The sequence below is a fragment of the Vibrio jasicida 090810c genome, assembly GCF_002887615.1.
Classification (GTDB): domain Bacteria; phylum Pseudomonadota; class Gammaproteobacteria; order Enterobacterales; family Vibrionaceae; genus Vibrio; species Vibrio jasicida.
This window is the reverse complement of the sequence record NZ_CP025792.1, coordinates 3,388,360-3,407,590: the sequence shown is the minus strand read 5'-3', so window position 1 is coordinate 3,407,590 and position 19,231 is coordinate 3,388,360. Positions and strand designations below refer to the sequence as shown.

The window sequence follows — 19,231 nt, the reverse complement described above, 5'->3', positions numbered from 1 at the left end:
GCTCTATGTTTGACCTACTTTTCGACTTCGTTCATCAAATAACACAGCAAAATATCGCCAGCTTCGTTGGTGTATTTGCAGCCACTATCACGCCCCTAATTGGGGCGTGCGTTGTTTTATATGCTATCTATCTTGCATTTCAGGCGCTCTATGACGCTGAAAACATGATGATAATGGAGTCGTTAAAATTCATGGCTTCATTAGCATTCTGTACTACTGTAGCGTTTAACACCTCGTGGTACTTAAACAGTATAGTTCCTATGGTGTACTACTCGGGAGATGATATTTCTAGCGCGCTACTTGGGAGTACAGGAAGCGGGAGCTTGCAGACTATGTTTGAGACCATGTTGAAGCAATTCAATGCTGTATGGGAACAAGCAAATTTTGGATTAACTGACTCGTGGTCTCGCTCTATACTTTTTATCTTCTCAGCTTGCCTAATCTTGCTAGGGTATATGCCCTTTTTACTTGTAGCTACGGCATACCTGTTAATTGCCAAGGTAATGGTCAGCTTCTTACTTATACTTGGTCCTCTGTTTATCATGTTCGCCTTCTTTCCCTCAACGCGAGACATGTTCAAAACATGGACTGGGCAATGCTTGAATTATGTACTTTTAACGATCGTTTACCCATTAGCGTTCAGCATTTTCACCCAAACCATCGACTACATAGTATTTAGTGGTGAGGACAAAATGACCTTAAGTAGTATCTTCGTAATGTTTATCTTATTTGGTTGTTGCATCTTAATCTCAGTCCAAATACCCGTGTTCTGTTCATCCCTTTCAGGTGGCGTTGGTATTAACGGCTTAGTCAGCAACATGGGGATGGGAATGCGAAGCCTCAGTAACACCGCCAAAGGTGGCACAGGAGCAGCCAAACGCGCAGGACAAAGCACATACAGTGGCGCCAAGTCATTGGGCGATAAGTTCAAAAACCGAATTAGACCAGGCTAACACCTTCCTCACACTCTCACCTTAAACACCGCGCCGCTTTACGCGGTTTTTTTGTATCTAAAAAAGGACATTTTCATGAAGACGTTCACCCTATTATTGGTGGCGTGTTTGACTGTGGGTTGCTCTAGCACTCCACCGCCGCCACCGGAGCCAAAAGGCAATATCACTCCGGTTAACCTCTCCAAAGTTAACCTCGCTGATTTGTACACCCAAGGAGATATACAATGAGCACAACCATCGATTCAGCCTTGGAACACAATCATACCAAGGCCGAGAAAAAACCAACCGCCAAACATCAAAAGCAAGCTGATGCGTACCTCGAAGAGATTAAACAGTTCGAGCAAGACCGCGTCGAAATCGCCAAGAAAAACGCGAAGACCGCATGGAAAGTCGCAACGGGCTCTGGCGTTCTCGCTTTGGTGCTCGGCATTGCGATTGTTGTGATGATGCCACTAAAAACCGTGGACTATCGATTGCTCTACATCGATCCACAAACAGGCATGACTCAAATCATTCAACCACTCGCTGACGCAAGAGAAATCACTTACGGTGAAGCGTTAGATAAGCATTGGTTGAATCGTTACGTCATTACTCGTGGCTCTTACCAATGGCAAACCGTCCAAGACGCCTTTGACTACATCAAACTCACCAGTCGTCACGATGTATTCAGCGCTTACAACACACAGCTACGAGCTAAAAACTCCCCTGTCGAAGTGTTCAAAGACTATAAGAAAATCCGCTTAGAAGACGTTGCCATTTCGTTCTTGCCAACCCACCAAGACCAAATGCTCGCGCAAGTGTCCTTCACCAAAGTGGTACTCAATAGCGATGACACGCCAGACACCGCTTACCTACCAACCAAATGGAGCGCCACCGTTACCTTTGATTACCTCAAGGAAATCAAAAAGGAATCAGAGCGCCAACTTAACCCACTTGGTTTCCGAGTCACCAGTTATCAAGAAAACAGGGTGATCCAATGATGAAACAACTGATTGTCTCTTTGGTGTGTTTAATGGCGTTCTCCACTCACGCCTTAACCCTGCCAAAGCATCAAGGCAAAGACCGCCGCATCGTGTATGCAGAGTACGACCCCAGTGATGTGATTGCGATACGTACCAAAGTGGGCGTCACCACCCTCATTCAGCTCGACAAGAATGAAACCATTGTTGGCGAGCACTCTGGTTTAGGGATGGGTGATGCCGCCGCATGGGGGTTTAATGTGCGCGGTAACAACGTGTTCTTTAAACCTCAAGCCAAACAGCCCAATACCAACTTAACCATCGTGAGCGATTTGGGGCGCACCTACTCATTTGAACTGTTCACCAATAAACAGCCGTTCTATGTGGTGAAAATGCGTTACCCCAAACCGAAGAAAGCCAACACTGCCCCACTCAAAGCCCCTTGTACTGATGGAAAATACAACTTCCGTTACGTGAAGTGGGGCGATGAGGAATTAGCCCCCGCTTACGCGTGGGACGATGGCCGTTTCACCTGCATGAAGTTTTCTAAAAACGCCGAACTGCCTGTGATTTACCAAATCAACGCCGACGGCAAAGAGTCTTTGGTGAACTACCACATTGAGCAAGACACCATCGTGATCCATTCGGTTGCCAACGAATACCGTTTGCGCCTTGGTGAACGTGTTCTAGGGGTGCTTTCTCACTTTGTCGAATTCGCTGGCCACAACCAAAAAGCGAGCTCGATTAAAGCCACTCGCGTCATTAAGGAGGACGAACATGAGTGATGACAACACCATTCCAAGCGCTTATGAAAGTGCCAACCTCGACCGTGGCGAGCTCACGGTGAGTGGTCGTAAAAAGAAAAACAAAGCGGTCATTGTGATCGCTTTGGTGATCCTCGCTTTGGTCGTCGTCGCGGTAGGGGTTCTGTTCGCAATTAATCAATTTCGTGAAGCGGAAGTGGAAACAAAGCCCCTACAGCCAGAGTCTACGGCCGAGGTAGTTGGCGTTGAAAAAGGCACGGTCGGCAACGACAGTGCTTGGTTTGAGAAAGCCAAGCGTGACCATGAAAAAGACAAGGCGCAGCAAGAGCGCGCCGCACAATGGAAGCGAGAACAAGAGCTCAAGCAAGCCAAAGCGCAAGCAACGCAGCAGCAACCTGTCACCGTGCCTAAAACGGGCGTTCCAGAGCCCAATGTCGCAAAGCAACCTTCCGCCACATCGAAACGAGACAAGAACGCGCCACCGACTCCGCAAGAGCGTCGCTTGATGGGTAGCCTCATGGTCAATGTTGAAAGCGGCAGCACTGCCAGTAGTCAAAGCCCCTCGGAACCTGCCTCTTACGACAACAGCTATGACGCGCCGACCTTCGCGATGGGTCACGCCTCCAAACGCAAGCAAGGAGGATTAGATTTTCTGCTGAAACATGGCTCAATCATTCCTTGTGCACTCTACAGTCAGGTCATCTCTGACTATCAGGGCATTGTGATGTGTCGCGTCACTCAAGATGTGTACAGCGCAAATGGTAAAGCCTTATTGGTAGAGCGTGGTTCGCTGCTCACAGGGTCGCAAAATGTCCAGCTAGAAGCAGGGAAAAACCGAGTATTCACAACGTGGGCTGATATCGAGACGCCGAATGGGATAGCCATTCGTATCGATTCGCTGGGTGCAGGTCGCCTCGGCGCAAGCGGTAACGAGGCTTGGGTCGATAATCACTTTAAAGAGCGCTTTGGCGGCGCAATTTTACTGTCCTTCCTCGACGATGCTTTTGGCGCACTCGCCGAAAAGGCCGCTTCATCGGATGGTGATATTACCTTTGATAGCTCAACCGAGAATGCCAGCAACATGGCAGAGAAGGCACTTGAGAGCAGCATCAATATTTCGCCAACGGGTTACACCCAAATCGGTCAACGCATCAACATCATTGTCGCTCGCGACATTGATATGTCGAGTGTGTACACCTTCGAATAACCGCTAAATCTGGTTGGTCTGCGGGATTACATGATTGATATATATGTAAAATTTTAGACCTGACAGGCCAACCACCTTCCCACTTTAACGCCACTTCAATACAAGGCTCGCTTTTGGCTGCAATAACGGGCGTAGCGCTTGTTGAGACAAAAGGAGTAACACGCCACGCGTGGATAAAAACTTTGGAGATTGTCCATGGAAACCCTGTCTGAATTTGATATCGCGCTCGCGCAGCGCCTCAACATCATCACCCCTAACGTTCTTGCTCATGCCTCACCGCAGTTCATCAATTATTGGCGTGAGGTACAAAAGGAAATCGAGCAACGAAGTATGCTCCATAACGCAGAGGATCGCCATGAACACCATCGATAAGGCCGCCACGGTCAATCAATTGCTCAACATGACCGGAATGCGGCACTACTTAGACTTAGAAGGACTTACCGAGATTGCCATCAACCGACCTAACGAGGTGTGGTTTGATCGTGGTAACGGTTGGGAGCGGGACGCGCTGCCAAACTTGTCATTAAACATGTGCAGCAATCTCGCGAAAGCGTTAGCCACTTTCGCAGGGCTGACCATTCCTCTCGGAGAAGCCAACCCTGTCGCCTCAGTGATTTTCCCTGATGGCGAACGCGGTCAAATTGCTATCCCCCCTGCCACTGAAAACGGCATTGTCAGCATGACCATTCGAAAACCTTCACTCACTCGGTTTGCGCTGTCGAGCTACCAAGAAAGTGGTCGATTCTCTGGCTTTAGAGAAATGGACGTAAACCGTGTTGAATTAACACCGGTTCAAGAGCAGCTTCTCACACTCAAACAAAATGGCGATATGTCGCAATTTTTTAACATGGCAGTAAAGAGCAAACTCAACATCTTGCTCGTCGGTGGTACCGGTTCAGGTAAAACCACCGTTATGAAAGCGATGGTGGATGAATACCCCACCGATAAGCGCCTCTTCACCATTGAAGATGTGCATGAGCTCGACCTACCCAATCATCCCAATCACCTTCATCTGTTTTACAAGCAAGGCGGCCTAACCCCGAAACAAATCATCGAGTCGTGTATGCGAATGAAACCCGACCATGTGTTGCTTGCAGAACTTCGTGGTGATGAAGCATGGACATACCTTGAAATGCTCAACACCGGACACGAAGGCTCAATCACCACCATTCACGCCAACGATTGTTACTCCACACCCGCACGACTGGCGGGATTGGTGAAACAATCCGAAGTCGGCCAAACACTCGATTATCACCACATCATGCGAACCATTCGAACCAGCATCGATGTGATTGCCTTTTTCAAACACACTCACCTCGTCGAACTCTTTTACGACCCCGTCGAGAAGAATCGACTGTTAAGCGAGGGCTAAATCATGGCGCTATCGAAAAAGAAAAAAGGAATATTGTTCGCCATGTTCCTTTTTTTTACCCTGCTGTGTTTCATTGGTGGCTTGTACGGTGGCGGCGCTGCCTATTACAAGCTCACCAATATCTCGTTAGAGCACCTGACGTATCACAGCCTCTTTGACCAATGGCAAGCCTACAACCACGACCCTGACATCAAGAAGTTCTTGGTGATTGGGGTGGCCGTGAGTATCGCCATCACTTTGTTTCCGACGCTGATGGTCATCGTGATAGCCATTGCCAGCCAAGAAAAAGAAGAAATCCACGGCAGTGCGAAGTTCGCGACCGACATGGACTTGGCGAACTCTGGTCTTTTCCCTAACCCAAAAGCCAAGAACAAAAAACCAAGCATCTTGTTAGGCAAGATGCCCAAAGGCCGCTTTAAAGGCCGTTTTATCGAGCTAGAGAGCTCGCAGTTTGTCGAAGTCCCTGCCCCAACACGAAGCGGTAAAGGGGTCGGCATCGTTATCCCTAACTGCGTGACCTATCCCGACTCATTGGTATGTGTCGATATAAAGTTCGAAAACTTAGTCAAAAGCGGCGGGTTTCGTCAGCAGTGCGGCCAAGCCGTTTTCTTGTTTGCGCCGGATGGGTATGCCATTGATGAGCAAGCGCGAGAGCGCGAAGAGCTTCGCACCCATCAATGGAATCCTTACGACTACGTTCGCAGAAGCCCCGTATTTCGAGTAAGCGATGTGCTCAATATTGCTAACAGCTTATACCCAATTTCTGGGGAAAAGGGCGATATTTGGAACGAGTTGGCGGGTAAGTTATTTAAAGGGCTCAGTTGTTGGATGCTCGATACCGAGTCTATTACAGGCATCACTCCCTCTTTACCCTACGTACTGAAACTTGGCGGCATCGAGGGCGGCCTAAGAGCGTGGATGCGCCGAGAAATCAAAAACGACTACGTCTCAGACGATGCACGTTTTGAGTTCAATAACTGCTTATCGATGGCCGAAGACACCTATTCAAGCGTCGAAAGTAACTTACTCAGCCCGTTGGCGATATTCAGTGACCGCGTCACCGCAGCAGCCGTCAGCGGCTCGGATTTTGATTTTCGTGAGCTGCGCAAAAAGCGCATGACCATCTACGTCGGTTGCCAGCCAGCTAACCTCAAAAACTTCGGCAAGCTGTTCAACTTGTTTTTCGAGCAGCTTATTTCAGAAAACACCCGCACTCTACCTGAACATGACGACACCCTGAAATATCAGTGTTTGGGTTTGCTCGATGAGTTCACTGCCCTTGGGCGAGTGAAGCAAATCGAAAAAGCAATCAGCTACACCGCTGGTTACAACCTGCGATTTTTAACCATCTACCAAGACGAAGGTCAGCTCGAAGAAGTGTATGGCCGAGAGAACGCGAAAAACATTCGCAAGAACCACGGCGTTAAGGTGGTGTATCCACCAAAAGAAGTGGACGACAACGTTCGCCGCCTTTCTGACACCTTGGGTACCAAAACGGTGAAAAAGCGCAAAGTCAGTCGCAGTACAGGCAAAGGCTCAAGCCGAACAACCAGTGAAGATGAGCTAAAACGCCCGTTAATGATGCCGCATGAAATCGTTGAGCTTGGCTTTGAGAAGCACCCGATTGCGAAAGAGCTCGGTATCAAAACCCTGATTTTGAAAGAGAACCAACGCCCCTTCATTGCAGAGAAAATCATCTACTTTGAAGAGCCCGTATTCGCTGAGCGAGTGAAATACTCCGAGGCGAATATCCCTGAAATCCCACGCCTTAAACTCCATTGAGGAACATCCCATGAAACACAAACTGTTTATGGCCGCTATCACAGCGGCTTTTTTATTGCCTGTTCAACCCGCTTTCGCGGCAAGCGACGATGAATGTGCCATTTGGCTTTGTCTTCCGACAGGCTTTCCAAGTGGTTGCAGTGGCGCTAAGAAAGCTTTCGTAAAGCGCATTAAGAAGTTCAAGCCTCCCCTCCCAAGCTTTACGTCTTGTTTGTTTTCCGGCGACGTCCCTATTGGCACACCGTCAAATGATACCGACATGTTTGCTCGCGATGGCCGCGCCGCCTACATCCCACCACGCGTTGAATGCGTGAAGTGGGAAACAGGCAAAGACTGGAGTCGATGCAGCAAAACAGAGGTTCGACCGAGCCAAATCATTAAAGACCAGAGCTGCCATGTGAACCACAAAGAAGGGACTTCAAACCCAAAATATTGCTCACATACCATCAGTTACGTTAAGACGTTCCAAGATGGCGAGCAGTACGGGGAAACCTATTACTTCGATAATGCAGGAAACACTTATATCGAAGGCTCAACCGAACACTAGGAGTGTACTATCATCGTTTATATCGCGGAGAAACCTTCCCTCGCTAAAAACATCTTCGAAGGGTTAAGTGGCAACCAAAAACGCAGCGAGGGGATGGGTTTTATAAACACAAAGAGCATGTCGTCACGTACTGCGTCGGGCACCTTTTAGAAATTTATGGCCCTGTAGACTAAGATGAGAAGTATTCGAAATTGGTCAAGAGTGCACTAAGATTAAATATTTCTAATAATTTAGATTCAAATAACTCACCTAGCCCGACAAACGTAAAATTTGACGAAAAACGAGCGGATTTATAGCCCACTCAGTGTTATTAGGATCATAAGATTATTTTTGAATCACGCTGCCTTTTTTTGACTATTCATATAATTTAACGCAATACCTTAATCAGAAAAAATTCAATACAACCCTTTACAACTATGGTTTTTCAACGAATCGCGGACAGGAGAATATAAAGAAATCAAGTATAATCGTGTAAATCAGCGTTTTCAATTTCATACCAATCGATGCAAACAATAAAAATCTTGGATCAAAATAAACTTAAGTACCATTTGCAGTGATAATATTGTTTTCATTTTTAACTGCATCATAAACAAAAAATAATGATAGAATCATTTCAGATAATTTCTCAAGACGCGAAATTATCTGAAAGTTGAAAATTTCAACGACCTTTAAGAGTTATTTTGTCTAAGTAATTGATGCATATAGACTCCAGCCTTACATTTTTCTCCTCAGTTTAATGTAAGGCTTTTTTATTTTAACAAACGGCCAAAAATCAAGAATGATAATGACGCTTTCGTCCGTAGCAATCAAAAAGCTTGGACCGCTTATAGGTACTAACCGACGATATCGCATCATTTTCTTGGTAGGTTCACTGTCTATTGTAATCGCTCATCAAGCTTGAATTTGATTCAGGTAACCTGTAGAAATCGCACATTCAGTTTTTAGACTTCTACACAACCTTTAGTAGAGGCGCCTAGCAACTGCTGCGATGACTCATTCTTTGAGTGACGTGAGTCTTTACCAAACTTTCGACTGTTATATTAACCTATTTTGTATAAATAGAAGATAACTAATTCTAAATAAAAGATAATTTGTCCTTAAAAATTGAAACCTCTTAATAAAGAGGCTTCAATAAATCTGTTTGCTAAAATTTAGTTTGAGTATGGAATTGAAGAGTGATGTACATTTATTTTTAATTTTCCATCAGAATCTTTTACATAACCAAAAGTGTATTCAACTTTTATCTCTTGACCATCTTTTTTTGTAAAAAAATAATTACCCATTGCTATTGCAGAATCTTGATCTGTTATGATGCCTTCGTTTTCCCAACGCACTTTAATGTATGGCGCCAATGCAAAGCCTTTATCTTCAGATAAATCTTGGCCAATAAAGTAAGAGAGCGCTTCCTTTTTAGTTCCTCTAAATTGATCTACTGCCGCTAAAGTTGGTTTAAATAATACTTGTCCATCATCAAATGCATAAAATTTTTCGATGTGCTCTGTTGCGGCCTTCCTAGCGTCTTTTGCCGTGCCAATTTTTACAATCCCTTCTCCCCATTCTTTCTGGATACTTTCAACTTCTGTTGTTGATATTGATGCAGCAAAAGTATTTAGTGAGAGAAGAGAACTAATTAAACCTGAGATAACAAATTTTTTTTCCATTATAAAATCCATCATGATAAATAAAAATACTTTTTCTTGAGCCAGATATCTATTGGTTGTTTCGTAATGCGTCATGTCGTAACAATGGCGATATTTAACTTAAGAAATATAATTTCACATTGGGTGTGTAATATAAAATAAAGAACAACTAAAGATAAGTTAATCAATTACAACTTAGAATTTCACTAAATTATTCCTCACTGTTATCCTTCCAAAATATTCCTCATTCTTGAGTGCCAATTTTATTTTCTAATTTAGAGTTTCATACAATTAAACAACTACAATACCGTTCATTGAAGTGGACGGTATTGTAATTCACTCTCTATTAAAATCTTACTTCCACTTCCACTCCTTCAACCCACCGAATCTTTTCCATAGGCTCACCAAAAGATAGTGTGACTTTCAGATACGCTGACTGACTTTCAAACGGACTCTGTAGTTCTTGAGGTAGTTTGTTGACAATTTCAACTGGTTTTGAGACGGCCGCAGAGAATGTTTTACCATCAGGGAAGACGACCTTCGCTTGGGTTTCTTTTGAGCTGTAATCCAAATATTTAGGACTTAGATACGCAATGATATCCGGCGTTACGTTTTGAGCCATCGTTAATAATGGTGCATTTTCTGTAACGCGCTGACCTTCATGAATGTGAATATCCAAAACCCGACCACTAAATGGAGCACTAAACGTTAACATCTCGTGTTGAGCCAGCTTTACGACAAGCTCTTGCATCAGCGCACGGTACTGTTGTAATACAGGGCCTGCCAAGGCCAGTTGCTCTCTATCACTCTTGGCATTGATGTAAGCAATTTCTTGACTGCTAAGTTGGCTTTCAATGGCGTTGCTCACATTTACGACCGCAGCATAATCCACCTCTGAAACCTGACCTTTCTCTCTAAATTGGTCATACTTTTGCTGGATTTGTTGCACCTTAGCGAGACTCGTTTTGGTATTAGCAATCGCTTGTTGGTACAACTCGTCCGTATTATTAATTTTGTTGTTGGATAACGAAACTAGCTCTTTTTGTATAAATTCGACTTCTTTGTTTAACATCCTGTCAGCCAATAGAATTAAGAGTTGTGCTTTGTCGACCTCATCGCCGACATTAACAGAAACAGATCCGACAGTAGCGGCTTGCGTCGCCGTTATCGTTAGCGGATAAGAGGTCACGATGCCTGGCGCAGTGACTAAGACCTGCTTCTTAAACAAGTAATAAGCCATAAATAGTAACGGACTCATTACAATTGCTAAAATCAGAAACCAACGAAGTCGATAACCACCACGCTTAGCCTGACCATACACGACTTTCATGCCATTCTCTGATTGCGGTTTATTTTTTTTGTCTAAGTGAAAGTTAACTTTCATACTAAAATTTTTTGCCTCGTTTCAATACCCACCAAGGAGCCATGCTAGATTCCTCGTGACTGCGCCTTACTACTTCATTCACCATCGAAAACGCAGTTATTAGGCGCATAAAAAATTGATAAATAGGGTACAAAAATAACCATTTGGCGAATTTAAAATCTTCTTTTTTTCTCTCAGATATTAATCCCATGTAAGTTACAAATATTATCAGAGAGAGAAACAAATATGTTATGTACAGCAACAGCATTAACGCTAAGACAAATTTAAGCGGATACACAACGAATATATAGACAGTAAAAATAACAACTAACAAAGGTAATAAAACGTTTTGAACCACACCATAAGCGAGAGTAAATAGAAAATTACTCCAGCCTAATAGAGACGGAGATAATCCTTCATTGTGCTTACGCAAAAATAGAAAAAGTAAATCTCCATCCCACCTTAAACGCTGCATAACTAACGCCTTCAAGGTATCTGGAACGTCGGTATGCCCTATCGCATTAGTGGCAAAAGTCAATTTGTGGTTTGGATAACGTCGTTTATATTGCTTTAGACGCATAGTTAAATCCAAATCTTCCGCAGTGTGCGTATCCCAACCGCCGACTTGCTTGAGCAAATTTTTTCTGAAGGCACCAAACGCACCTGAAATATTATTTAATACACCCCAATTTGCCATCCCCGTTTTTCCTGCTTGCATTGACAGCATGTATTCCAAGGACTGCATTCTTGTCAAAATATTGGTATTATGATTTCTAACCCGCAACGCACCACCGCTTGCAATCACATCTTTTGATGTAAACTGTTTCATCATCGTAAAGACCATATCGTTATCAAAAGACGTATCGCCATCAACGTTAATAACGATCTCGCCTTTAGCAACAGATAACCCGGCGTTAAGGGTCGACACTCGCCCCCCTCGTTGCCACTTAGGGATAACACGCACTTTGCGATTGCGGACTCCAGCGTGACGTAATTCACCGTTCAACGCCGCTAGATAAGTATCTTGATTCTGCACCGCACCATCGACAACCGCTAAGATTTCAATGTGACCGGGATACACTTGTTCGACTAAAGTGTCGATGGTAATTGCAATGGCATCTCCTTCGCCATAACAAGTGATGATAAAACTGATCGATGGAAACTGGATCAAATCGATTTCTTTTTGATTATAAGACCAACGAAAAATGCCTGTTAATACCAGTAGGTACAAGGGCAATTCGATAATGATCATGACTGGGAATAGCAGCAGCCACAGTTCTTTATTGTGAAACAGCATCCCAGAAAGATAATCAAGCAGAACAAGACTATCTTGCCACATAAATATCACCGACTATTGTTTCTAACCATAAAGCAACCCCATCGCCAATACTCGCTTGGGGAAGTGCCCAAGACAACACATTGAGCTCGAACTCTTCGTCTTCGATTTGGCTTCCCAGTATCGAAAGTTTGTCCTGTAATACCGATAAACTAGATGTTTTAGTATTCGGCATAAGCACCAGTAAAACATCTTGTTTAAATTGGCAGCAGATGTCCGTATCTCTAAATATCTCACTGAGACGTCTCGTCAATTGGTCCATAAGAGAGAAAAGCTTGGCATCCCCATGTTGCTTCCCGTACTCGTCCAGTGACGGAAGATGTAACCCCAAAAGCAAGTGTTGTTCTTTGTGTCGCATAGCAACTTTATTCTGCCACACTAATAAATTCTGAAAAAAACTGACCTCGACCTTACCTTTGATTGAGAGTTCTGGAGCTTGAGAAGACATTCCATGTTGGAATATATATTCCCCGGCTTCACCCAAACGATATTGATAAAGTTTGCGAACAACTAGGTCATCTAGCTTCATCTTCTCCTCACAGCTCAGACAGTGGCTCATCGTTGCAGCTTCCACAAAGAGGTTAGAACACTGATTACACACGTGATTCTCTAGGGGACGATCGTAGTCCACACCAATGTGTCTCAATTGCGTCAAACACTTTGGACATTCCAATTTGCCACGGCGCTGAAATGACAGTTGCTCCCCCACGTGACCGCAAGTAAAGCAATGAAGTGAACTCTGTGACTCGATGTCTATGCTGCTACACTGGGGGCAAACTTCAACATAGTTTAAGTGACCACTGTTACAATGCGTGCAGACACGAATACGGTCTTGCAACTGCTCGCTTTCTAAAATATTTCTCGCTTGCTCGGAAAGCACATAGCGATAAGTTGAATAAATATCCGGATAAAACGCATCGATCAATGGATATGTATAGATTGAAGGTGAGTCAAGGTTCTTCAAAGCTATCAATCTGCGATTTCTATTTACACCAAGCCAACCTATAAGTGAATCTATTCGCTCTACATACGGTACTGCTTCAAGACGTCTTTGTAAGCTTTGCCATGCTTTAAAAGACGTAGCTAAATCAAAAACACCGTCAGTAACACATTGAGAATATGGCGTTTCAATAGTAGTGTAGACAACCCAACTCCATCGTTCTGCTTGCTGATAAAAAACTTTTAGCAACTCATCAACTAGCTTTGACTCCGAAACGTTTATGCATAGCATACCGCCCATTCCAAGTGGTAGCTCGTTTATATCATCAATATAAGTTACATTTCCCAGTTCATATTCAGTTGGTTCATCACCAATCCAATAAAATTTCTCTTTATCAATTAGCATGTCTACACTCATATAAATATTAAGATATAACCAAAAAAAACCTCGCATTTCTAAGAGGAGATAAAATGCGAGGGAATAGTGAAAATCACACTACTTTTAATTAAAACCTAGGAGTAAAAGAAGATGGGCGGGTGCCACTTTTATAACAACAAAACTCGTAACGTGCTGTCGCCCAAGGCTTGTTCTTCCCGTAAGCGGAATTTATTGAAGCATGCCAAAGTTTGCAAGCCAGCGCCCAATTTCTTTGCCTTTCAGCCTCACAGGCTCTCTGTGCTAATTCAATATATTTTTTTTTCACATATCACCCAATAATTTTTATTGCCTTCTTATCTTTATATTATAATTACAATACATTATTAATTTTTGAAACGTCTACTCCAGTCCCCAATTAAGGTCGTAAACCTATAAAAACTTAATATTTATTCTATCTATAGAACATGATTTCGAAGTGTTCTAATTGAATGGCTTCTGAGTCAAAATTCATACTAATGAAGTTATAACTTATAGCCTAAAATGAAACATTATCGTATCTCTAAATGGAAGCCTATTGATACCGAGTACTGTTCTAACAGATAAGTCAAACCGAACCATTACATCCAGGCAACATATCTTGTCAAGCAAAAAATCAGCCATACACGTTCACATACAATACGTTAACATTAAGCCAATTAAACACTTTGAAAAACATGCAAAACATCAATACTCTTTCTTCAAAAAAACGATAATGTCAGCAAACATAGATGACTGTCGAATGTAATCCGTTTAAGACCTCTTGACCATTCAGTTGGCTACAGACAAGTCAGATCAATCGCCCTTCCCATTCAGATGATCTAAATACCTGTATCCACTACCTAGAACCCTTCGTTTTTGGAGCTACTTGCATCTGATTGACCAACCGAGTCAAGCCTATTCCCCCAAAAGATCGAGTTTCTGATGTTTATGTTAACCAGTATTCGGACTACCCTAAGCGACTATACTGGCTAATATTGACATCAATTTTCAGTATCAATTATCTATCATTACTACTCTATCCAAAGACTGCTTAGCGAATGCAACAACGCCTCACTAGCACCATTATCTTTCAAATACTTGAGAGTTAAGGACGTAAATTCGGGAATCATAAGAGTTTGGATACCTAAATCGTTGAATGCCGCTTTCACATCGTTCATAGAATTGTACGGGTGATTCATATCAATAATTTCACGTAAATCTGGAATACTGATCAATGACCCTAGTTCTTCTAGGTCTTCATTCGAAATGTTATTTTTGGCATACATCAACAAAATGCTACTGCCTCCGATGACCTGTGGCGCGCTTACAGGGAGTTGTTCCATCAAATCACTATTTAAAGGCGTAACTTCTACATCAAATTTATTGATGTGTTTTTTCAGTTCTTCACTCGAAAAAGATATACTTGAAGTGTCGCCAAAAAACGCGCTAACTTGAAAACTACCGACAATCAATAGCAATATTAAAGGTGTTATTTTTCTCATAAAATTCTTGATTTTTTACATTTTTATTGTTAATCCACTACAAATACACTGTATTGTCCTGTAGTGATTTTTAGTTAATTCCGAATCTAGGAATATCATCGATACACGTTTCGCCAACATATTCGACTTCGAGTGAATCATCACTTAAAAAAGCCAAATTTATTACGGCATCGTTTTCTTGTACGAGTGGTAGTAGACTTTTCCCAATAACAATCGCGTCAGATTTTGCTACAATCGCCCTACCATTACACCCTAAAGGACAACTTATATAAGCGAGAATCTCCCCTTTTTCGACCCTATCCCCAACATTGACAAAAGTTCTCAATATCCCCTCACAATCAGCATTCACCCAACTTGTTTTTTTTACAATGACTGAAGGAGGTACCTTCTTCCTGCTAATTCTAAGCATTCCTATAGAACGCATAAGTCTTGTTACACCAAGGAATCCCGTTCTGACTATTACTTGCTCAAATCGCAGGGCCTCTCCTGCTTCGAAGGTTAGTGTTGGTATACCTAAGTTTTCGGCCACACTTCTTAAAGAACCGTCTCTTTTTCGGGAATCTATAATAACTGGAGTGGCGAAAGCTTCGGCTATTCTCAAAGTTTCTTTGTTTGCAAGGTTTGCACGAATTTGAGGTAAGCTGGTTTTGTTCACTGAAGCTGTACGCAAATCTAATATATAGTCACAACGTTCAACAACATTCGAAAAAAAAGAATAAGCGACTCTAGACGCTAACGATCCTTTGCAATTTCCAGGGAAGACATTGCTCAAACTACCGCTCTTAAGCATGTAAAGAGGTTTGCGAACAAGCTCAAGGACATTGACAAAAGGTACAGCAATCAAAGTACCTCTTAGGTTATTAGTATCGATTGTATTCACGAGCTTGCGTACAATCTCGACACCATTCAACTCACTGCCATCTACTGCAGCGCTAACCATGAGTACAGGGCCGACTTTTTTTCCGTTAATTATCTCAATCGGGATCGATGATGGTGAATCGTAATGCGGATGAACGACTTCTAATCGAATACTTTTGCGAAAACCAGCTGCAATCTTATGCCCGAGAATCTCAAACGTTAAACTTTTGCTAACCTTTACCACGAGTTTTAACCCCTTTTGTGGGAGCATTTTTTTCGATGTAATCAATGATCATTCCGGCAATATCTTTTCCCGTTGCACTTTCGATACCTTCTAAGCCTGGAGAAGAGTTTACTTCCATGACCAATGGTCCGCGTTCTGACCTCAATAAATCTACCCCTGCAATTCCTAATCCCATGATTTTGGCAGCTGCGATAGCAGTTTTTCTCTCTTCTGGAGTAATCTTAATGAGCGACGCACTCCCCCCACGGTGTAAATTTGAGCGAAACTCTCCTTCAGCGCCTTGTCGTTTCATTGCCGCTATTACTTTATCTCCAATAACAAAGCATCTAATATCGGCCCCTCCAGATTCTTTTATGTATTCTTGAACCATAATATTTGCTTTTATTCCCATAAAAGCCTCAATTACGCTTTCAGCTGCTTTTCTGGTTTCAGCTAAAACTACGCCTATACCTTGAGTGCCTTCCAAAAGTTTTATTACAACCGGCGCTCCACCAACCATATTCAAAAGGTCTTTTATATCATCAGGCCTACAAGCAAAACCTGTTATAGGCATACCGATACCTTTTCTTGATAAGAGTTGCATAGAACGCAATTTGTCACGAGACCTCGTGATCGCGACTGACTCGTTAACTGGGAAAACACCCATCATTTCAAATTGTCGTAAAACAGCCGTGCCGTAAAATGTCACGGACGCCCCTATGCGAGGGATAACTGCGTCAAAAGTGGACATCTCAATCCCTTTAAAGTGAACCTCTGGCTTGTTAGAGTTAATATTCATATAACAACGCAACACGTCTACTACCTGAGTTTCGTGACCACGCGATTCAGCTGCTTCAATTAAACGTTTTGTCGAATAGAGATTACGATTACGTGACAATATTCCAATTTTCATTATGTTTGCTCTTCTTTATCGTACAAATTAAATTTTGATTTTTCTTACAATCATAGATATTTCTAAACTTGTCAACATGCATAGCACCCATATTTATCTATCAAACACAAAAAAGAAGAAATACGTTTAGAAACTTCAAAAGCAAATCGAAATTTAGCTTTCGCCTCTCTAATCGTAATTAACTGAAGAATAAGAAAATTTATCAAAAGTGAAATTTCTACATTTAAAAAAACAAGGAATTGTATCGTTTTTGAGAAACCAAACTAATATAATCAACCCTCATTTGTTATGTAAAAATAAAACCCGATCAATAACTTTTATTTTTCTTATCGACAATAATTTTTTATCGAATTAATATTGACATATATTGTTTGCTATTTTATAAACTTAATTTGCGAACGCATAATTAAAAATAAACTCATGCAAAAGACGAAAAAAAAAAACAAATTCTTAAATAACCTGCTATCCTTCGCGTTATTAATATTTAGCAATGTATCTTACGGTTCTGTAAAAATAGGAGTTTGGAAAGAGAGTATCACTCCTAGATATTCCGAATTACGTAACAGTTGTTTAGGTGGGTATGGAGCACCTTTGTCAAACCCAAGATGCTCGCCTGTTGCAATTAGCGATGAGTTGACGTTGCGTACGTTACATATCTCTAATAAATATAATAAGAAAGAACAGTTGACAGTTCTTATTTTTGACACAACAGGTATAGGTGATTCGATTGATAAAGAAATACGCCGAAAAATTCGGGAACTTACAAATTCAATTGATACGGATAGAGTTATTATCGCTTCTACACATACTCATTCAGGATTAGATTATCAAGGAATTTGGGGGGAATAGATAAAAACTATAGAGAAAGAGTTATAAATTTGACTGCAAGAAGCGCAGTCCAAGCGCAGGATACAACCATCCCTGCAAACGTTTTTGCTTCAAAAACAAAAATCAAAGTCGAGAATAGACGCGGATGGAATATTGTCGACGATAGTATTACGACGTTGTTTTTTGAAAATAAATCAAATGGAGGCAGGATTGCAACCTTAGTCAATTTTGGCGCTCATCCTACTATATTATCATCCGATAATTCAATGTTAAGTAGTGATTATGTCCATTCTTTAAGAGAAGCAATCGAATTTGAGAGTGGTGGTATGACATTGTTTTTAAACGGGATATTAGGTGATTCACATTTTAAAACAGACAATAGAGAATTATCCGAGGCAAGTAGAATTGGTAATGAAGCAGCTCGACTAGTTTTGGAATCAGAAAAGAAACGAAAGAAAATAGACGGTGATTTAAAAATCACAACCTTGCCGTTTACTCAACAAGTAACAAATAGACAAATTATAGCGTTATATAACAATAACGCATTAGACATTGACTTGAATGATAATAATGAAATTAATACTAAGATTTTACACGGTACAATAGGCAAAAATTTAAGTTTTATCTCTTTTCCAGGAGAAGCCCTTACAAGGCTAGGTTTGCCAATAAAGAAAAATATGAAGGGTGATTTTAAGCTATTTTTTGGTTTATCGAACGCATCTTATGGCTACTTCATCCCAAACGATGAGTTTTTAAAGGTATCAGGAAGAAATACAGAAGAGGTATTTTCGATGGATGAAAATGCCGGAACAAACATTAAAAACGTAATTATAGATCATTTAAAAAAATAGAATTTCAATATTACTATCGCGACCCTTATTATTGAGAAGTAAAAATGAAGCCAACATGTAATGAAAAATCAAAAGATAAGCCTAAGACAAAAAATAAAACGGTTGATTTTAAAAAATTTTCTCCGTATTTCGAAACCATTGTTAAAGTACATGATTTAGACATGCTTTGCTTTGAAGCATTACTTCGAATAAGCACTAGCAACTCTGAATTACAAAACTCCATATTTACTTATTCAAAAAGACATCAGTTACCTGAGAAAATTGAGATAGAAGGTTTAGAGTTTCTACTATCCAGGCTATCGTGTTGTTCTGGAGAATTTGCAATAAAGTTGAATCCTAATTTGCTTTTGAACGAAAAGGTTCACGACATACTTATAAATCATATCGAACCAAAAAATATAAATATAGAATTAACGAGTTATTTAAAAATAAAAGATTGGACACAAATAATGACGAGAATTGAGGAGTATCGAGAAATCGGTTACCGCTTTTGGTTAGACGAGGTTCATTGCGGTTTCTTTGAGTTAGCTCTTGTTAACCATTTGCAACCTGAAGTCACAAAAATCGTAAGTGATGTTACTAAACGAAGAGTTACAGATGGGCTTTATGATGGAAATTTGCATAAAATGATTTCAATGATTCATGCATTTGGAGGTAAGGTTTTAGCAAAAGATATTGAGCAGTTAGATCATTTTGAGAATATCGAAAGACTGAACTTTGACTATGCTCAAGGAGGATTTTTTGAACTTCCAATAGAGCACCATAGAAGACCAATCTAGGTAAATAATAATCATACT

20 protein-coding genes are annotated in these 19,231 nt (G+C 41.6%); 12 read left to right on the top strand and 8 right to left on the bottom strand.

Annotated features, from left to right (window positions below; genetic code table 11):
• Positions 1 to 5: 5 nt before the first annotated feature.
• From C1S73_RS16285 to C1S73_RS16255, 9 genes are all read left to right on the top strand, one after another.
• Positions 6 to 953, top strand: a complete 948-nt coding sequence (locus tag C1S73_RS16285) for a TrbL/VirB6 family protein (protein ID WP_038869317.1) — start codon at positions 6 to 8, stop codon at positions 951 to 953.
• A 75-nt stretch (positions 954 to 1,028) separates the two neighbouring features.
• Positions 1,029 to 1,181 carry a hypothetical protein gene (locus C1S73_RS27905; RefSeq protein ID WP_167391662.1) on the top strand — a complete coding sequence of 51 codons (153 nt, stop codon included), beginning with the start codon at positions 1,029 to 1,031 and terminating at the stop codon, positions 1,179 to 1,181.
• Positions 1,178 to 1,933, top strand: a complete 756-nt coding sequence (locus C1S73_RS16280) for a VirB8 family type IV secretion system protein (RefSeq protein WP_038869316.1) — start codon at positions 1,178 to 1,180, stop codon at positions 1,931 to 1,933. Before C1S73_RS27905 ends, C1S73_RS16280 begins: the two co-directional genes overlap by 4 nt.
• A complete protein-coding gene (locus tag C1S73_RS16275) occupies positions 1,930 to 2,697 on the top strand; it encodes a TrbG/VirB9 family P-type conjugative transfer protein (protein ID WP_038869314.1) in 768 nt (255 codons plus the stop codon). The genes C1S73_RS16280 and C1S73_RS16275 overlap by 4 nt, the downstream gene beginning before the upstream one ends.
• Complete coding sequence (locus tag C1S73_RS16270) at positions 2,690 to 3,883, top strand: TrbI/VirB10 family protein (protein ID WP_038869311.1); 1,194 nt, start codon at positions 2,690 to 2,692, stop codon at positions 3,881 to 3,883. Before C1S73_RS16275 ends, C1S73_RS16270 begins: the two co-directional genes overlap by 8 nt.
• 195 nt (positions 3,884 to 4,078) lie before the next feature.
• Positions 4,079 to 4,255 (top strand): hypothetical protein, encoded by a 177-nt coding sequence (locus C1S73_RS27900; RefSeq protein WP_167391661.1) that lies wholly within the window; start codon positions 4,079 to 4,081, stop codon positions 4,253 to 4,255.
• Positions 4,239 to 5,255: a P-type DNA transfer ATPase VirB11 gene (gene virB11, locus C1S73_RS16265; protein WP_050566703.1), complete on the top strand. Its 1,017-nt coding sequence runs from the start codon at positions 4,239 to 4,241 to the stop codon at positions 5,253 to 5,255. Before C1S73_RS27900 ends, virB11 begins: the two co-directional genes overlap by 17 nt.
• Before the next feature lie 42 nt (positions 5,256 to 5,297).
• Positions 5,298 to 7,037 (top strand): type IV secretory system conjugative DNA transfer family protein, encoded by a 1,740-nt coding sequence (locus tag C1S73_RS16260; protein ID WP_038869310.1) that lies wholly within the window; start codon positions 5,298 to 5,300, stop codon positions 7,035 to 7,037.
• A gap of 10 nt (positions 7,038 to 7,047) precedes the next feature.
• Entirely contained in the window at positions 7,048 to 7,584 is a 537-nt protein-coding gene (locus C1S73_RS16255) for a hypothetical protein (protein ID WP_038869309.1), read from the top strand.
• A 1,151-nt stretch (positions 7,585 to 8,735) separates the two neighbouring features.
• On the opposite strand, the gene C1S73_RS16245 is transcribed toward C1S73_RS16255, so the two are convergent.
• From C1S73_RS16245 to rimK, 8 genes are all read right to left on the bottom strand, one after another.
• The gene (locus C1S73_RS16245; RefSeq protein ID WP_227740545.1) at positions 8,736 to 9,320 is read right to left on the bottom strand and encodes a hypothetical protein; all 585 of its coding nucleotides are present in this window, start codon (positions 9,318 to 9,320) and stop codon (positions 8,736 to 8,738) included.
• 250 nt (positions 9,321 to 9,570) lie between these two features.
• Positions 9,571 to 10,608 carry an HlyD family secretion protein gene (locus tag C1S73_RS16240; protein WP_038869306.1) on the bottom strand — a complete coding sequence of 346 codons (1,038 nt, stop codon included), beginning with the start codon at positions 10,606 to 10,608 and terminating at the stop codon, positions 9,571 to 9,573.
• Between the two features lies 1 nt (position 10,609).
• A complete protein-coding gene (locus C1S73_RS16235) occupies positions 10,610 to 11,926 on the bottom strand; it encodes a glycosyltransferase family 2 protein (RefSeq protein ID WP_038869305.1) in 1,317 nt (438 codons plus the stop codon).
• Positions 11,913 to 13,268 (bottom strand): TackOD1 domain-containing metal-binding protein, encoded by a 1,356-nt coding sequence (locus tag C1S73_RS16230; RefSeq protein ID WP_038869304.1) that lies wholly within the window; start codon positions 13,266 to 13,268, stop codon positions 11,913 to 11,915. Before C1S73_RS16230 ends, C1S73_RS16235 begins: the two co-directional genes overlap by 14 nt.
• Before the next feature lie 100 nt (positions 13,269 to 13,368).
• Positions 13,369 to 13,566 (bottom strand): ANR family transcriptional regulator, encoded by a 198-nt coding sequence (locus C1S73_RS28310; RefSeq protein ID WP_152436135.1) that lies wholly within the window; start codon positions 13,564 to 13,566, stop codon positions 13,369 to 13,371.
• Positions 13,567 to 14,290: 724 nt separating this feature from the next.
• On the bottom strand, positions 14,291 to 14,761 hold the full coding sequence (locus tag C1S73_RS16225; protein ID WP_050566701.1) for a DUF2780 domain-containing protein: 471 nt from the start codon (positions 14,759 to 14,761) through the stop codon (positions 14,291 to 14,293).
• A gap of 70 nt (positions 14,762 to 14,831) precedes the next feature.
• Complete coding sequence (locus tag C1S73_RS16220; RefSeq protein ID WP_038869302.1) at positions 14,832 to 15,890, bottom strand: succinylglutamate desuccinylase/aspartoacylase family protein; 1,059 nt, start codon at positions 15,888 to 15,890, stop codon at positions 14,832 to 14,834.
• Positions 15,850 to 16,755 carry a 30S ribosomal protein S6--L-glutamate ligase gene (rimK, locus tag C1S73_RS16215; protein WP_038869301.1) on the bottom strand — a complete coding sequence of 302 codons (906 nt, stop codon included), beginning with the start codon at positions 16,753 to 16,755 and terminating at the stop codon, positions 15,850 to 15,852. The genes C1S73_RS16220 and rimK overlap by 41 nt, the downstream gene beginning before the upstream one ends.
• A gap of 420 nt (positions 16,756 to 17,175) precedes the next feature.
• Here rimK and C1S73_RS16210 point away from each other — a divergent pair, with 420 nt between their 5' ends.
• The 3 genes from C1S73_RS16210 to C1S73_RS16200 are packed head-to-tail and all read left to right on the top strand — an operon-like array spanning position 17,176 to position 19,213.
• Complete coding sequence (locus tag C1S73_RS16210) at positions 17,176 to 17,604, top strand: hypothetical protein (RefSeq protein ID WP_158654987.1); 429 nt, start codon at positions 17,176 to 17,178, stop codon at positions 17,602 to 17,604.
• A gap of 29 nt (positions 17,605 to 17,633) precedes the next feature.
• Positions 17,634 to 18,434, top strand: coding sequence for a hypothetical protein (locus C1S73_RS16205; protein ID WP_152436133.1), 801 nt, complete (start codon positions 17,634 to 17,636; stop codon positions 18,432 to 18,434).
• A gap of 44 nt (positions 18,435 to 18,478) precedes the next feature.
• A complete protein-coding gene (locus C1S73_RS16200) occupies positions 18,479 to 19,213 on the top strand; it encodes an EAL domain-containing protein (RefSeq protein WP_038869298.1) in 735 nt (244 codons plus the stop codon).
• The last annotated feature ends 18 nt before the right edge of the window (positions 19,214 to 19,231 follow it).

Coding starts and splice junctions, on each gene's coding strand:
- C1S73_RS16285 (WP_038869317.1), top strand. CDS start 6: ATGTTTGACCTACTTTTCGACTTCGTTCATCAAATAACACAGCAAAAT.
- C1S73_RS27905 (WP_167391662.1), top strand. CDS start 1,029: ATGAAGACGTTCACCCTATTATTGGTGGCGTGTTTGACTGTGGGTTGC.
- C1S73_RS16280 (WP_038869316.1), top strand. CDS start 1,178: ATGAGCACAACCATCGATTCAGCCTTGGAACACAATCATACCAAGGCC.
- C1S73_RS16275 (WP_038869314.1), top strand. CDS start 1,930: ATGATGAAACAACTGATTGTCTCTTTGGTGTGTTTAATGGCGTTCTCC.
- C1S73_RS16270 (WP_038869311.1), top strand. CDS start 2,690: ATGAGTGATGACAACACCATTCCAAGCGCTTATGAAAGTGCCAACCTC.
- C1S73_RS27900 (WP_167391661.1), top strand. CDS start 4,079: ATGGAAACCCTGTCTGAATTTGATATCGCGCTCGCGCAGCGCCTCAAC.
- virB11 (WP_050566703.1), top strand. CDS start 4,239: ATGAACACCATCGATAAGGCCGCCACGGTCAATCAATTGCTCAACATG.
- C1S73_RS16260 (WP_038869310.1), top strand. CDS start 5,298: ATGTTCCTTTTTTTTACCCTGCTGTGTTTCATTGGTGGCTTGTACGGT.
- C1S73_RS16255 (WP_038869309.1), top strand. CDS start 7,048: ATGAAACACAAACTGTTTATGGCCGCTATCACAGCGGCTTTTTTATTG.
- C1S73_RS16245 (WP_227740545.1), bottom strand. CDS start 9,320: ATGACGCATTACGAAACAACCAATAGATATCTGGCTCAAGAAAAAGTA.
- C1S73_RS16240 (WP_038869306.1), bottom strand. CDS start 10,608: ATGAAAGTTAACTTTCACTTAGACAAAAAAAATAAACCGCAATCAGAG.
- C1S73_RS16235 (WP_038869305.1), bottom strand. CDS start 11,926: ATGTGGCAAGATAGTCTTGTTCTGCTTGATTATCTTTCTGGGATGCTG.
- C1S73_RS16230 (WP_038869304.1), bottom strand. CDS start 13,268: ATGCTAATTGATAAAGAGAAATTTTATTGGATTGGTGATGAACCAACT.
- C1S73_RS16225 (WP_050566701.1), bottom strand. CDS start 14,761: ATGAGAAAAATAACACCTTTAATATTGCTATTGATTGTCGGTAGTTTT.
- C1S73_RS16220 (WP_038869302.1), bottom strand. CDS start 15,890: ATGCTCCCACAAAAGGGGTTAAAACTCGTGGTAAAGGTTAGCAAAAGT.
- rimK (WP_038869301.1), bottom strand. CDS start 16,755: ATGAAAATTGGAATATTGTCACGTAATCGTAATCTCTATTCGACAAAA.
- C1S73_RS16210 (WP_158654987.1), top strand. CDS start 17,176: ATGCAAAAGACGAAAAAAAAAAACAAATTCTTAAATAACCTGCTATCC.
- C1S73_RS16200 (WP_038869298.1), top strand. CDS start 18,479: ATGAAGCCAACATGTAATGAAAAATCAAAAGATAAGCCTAAGACAAAA.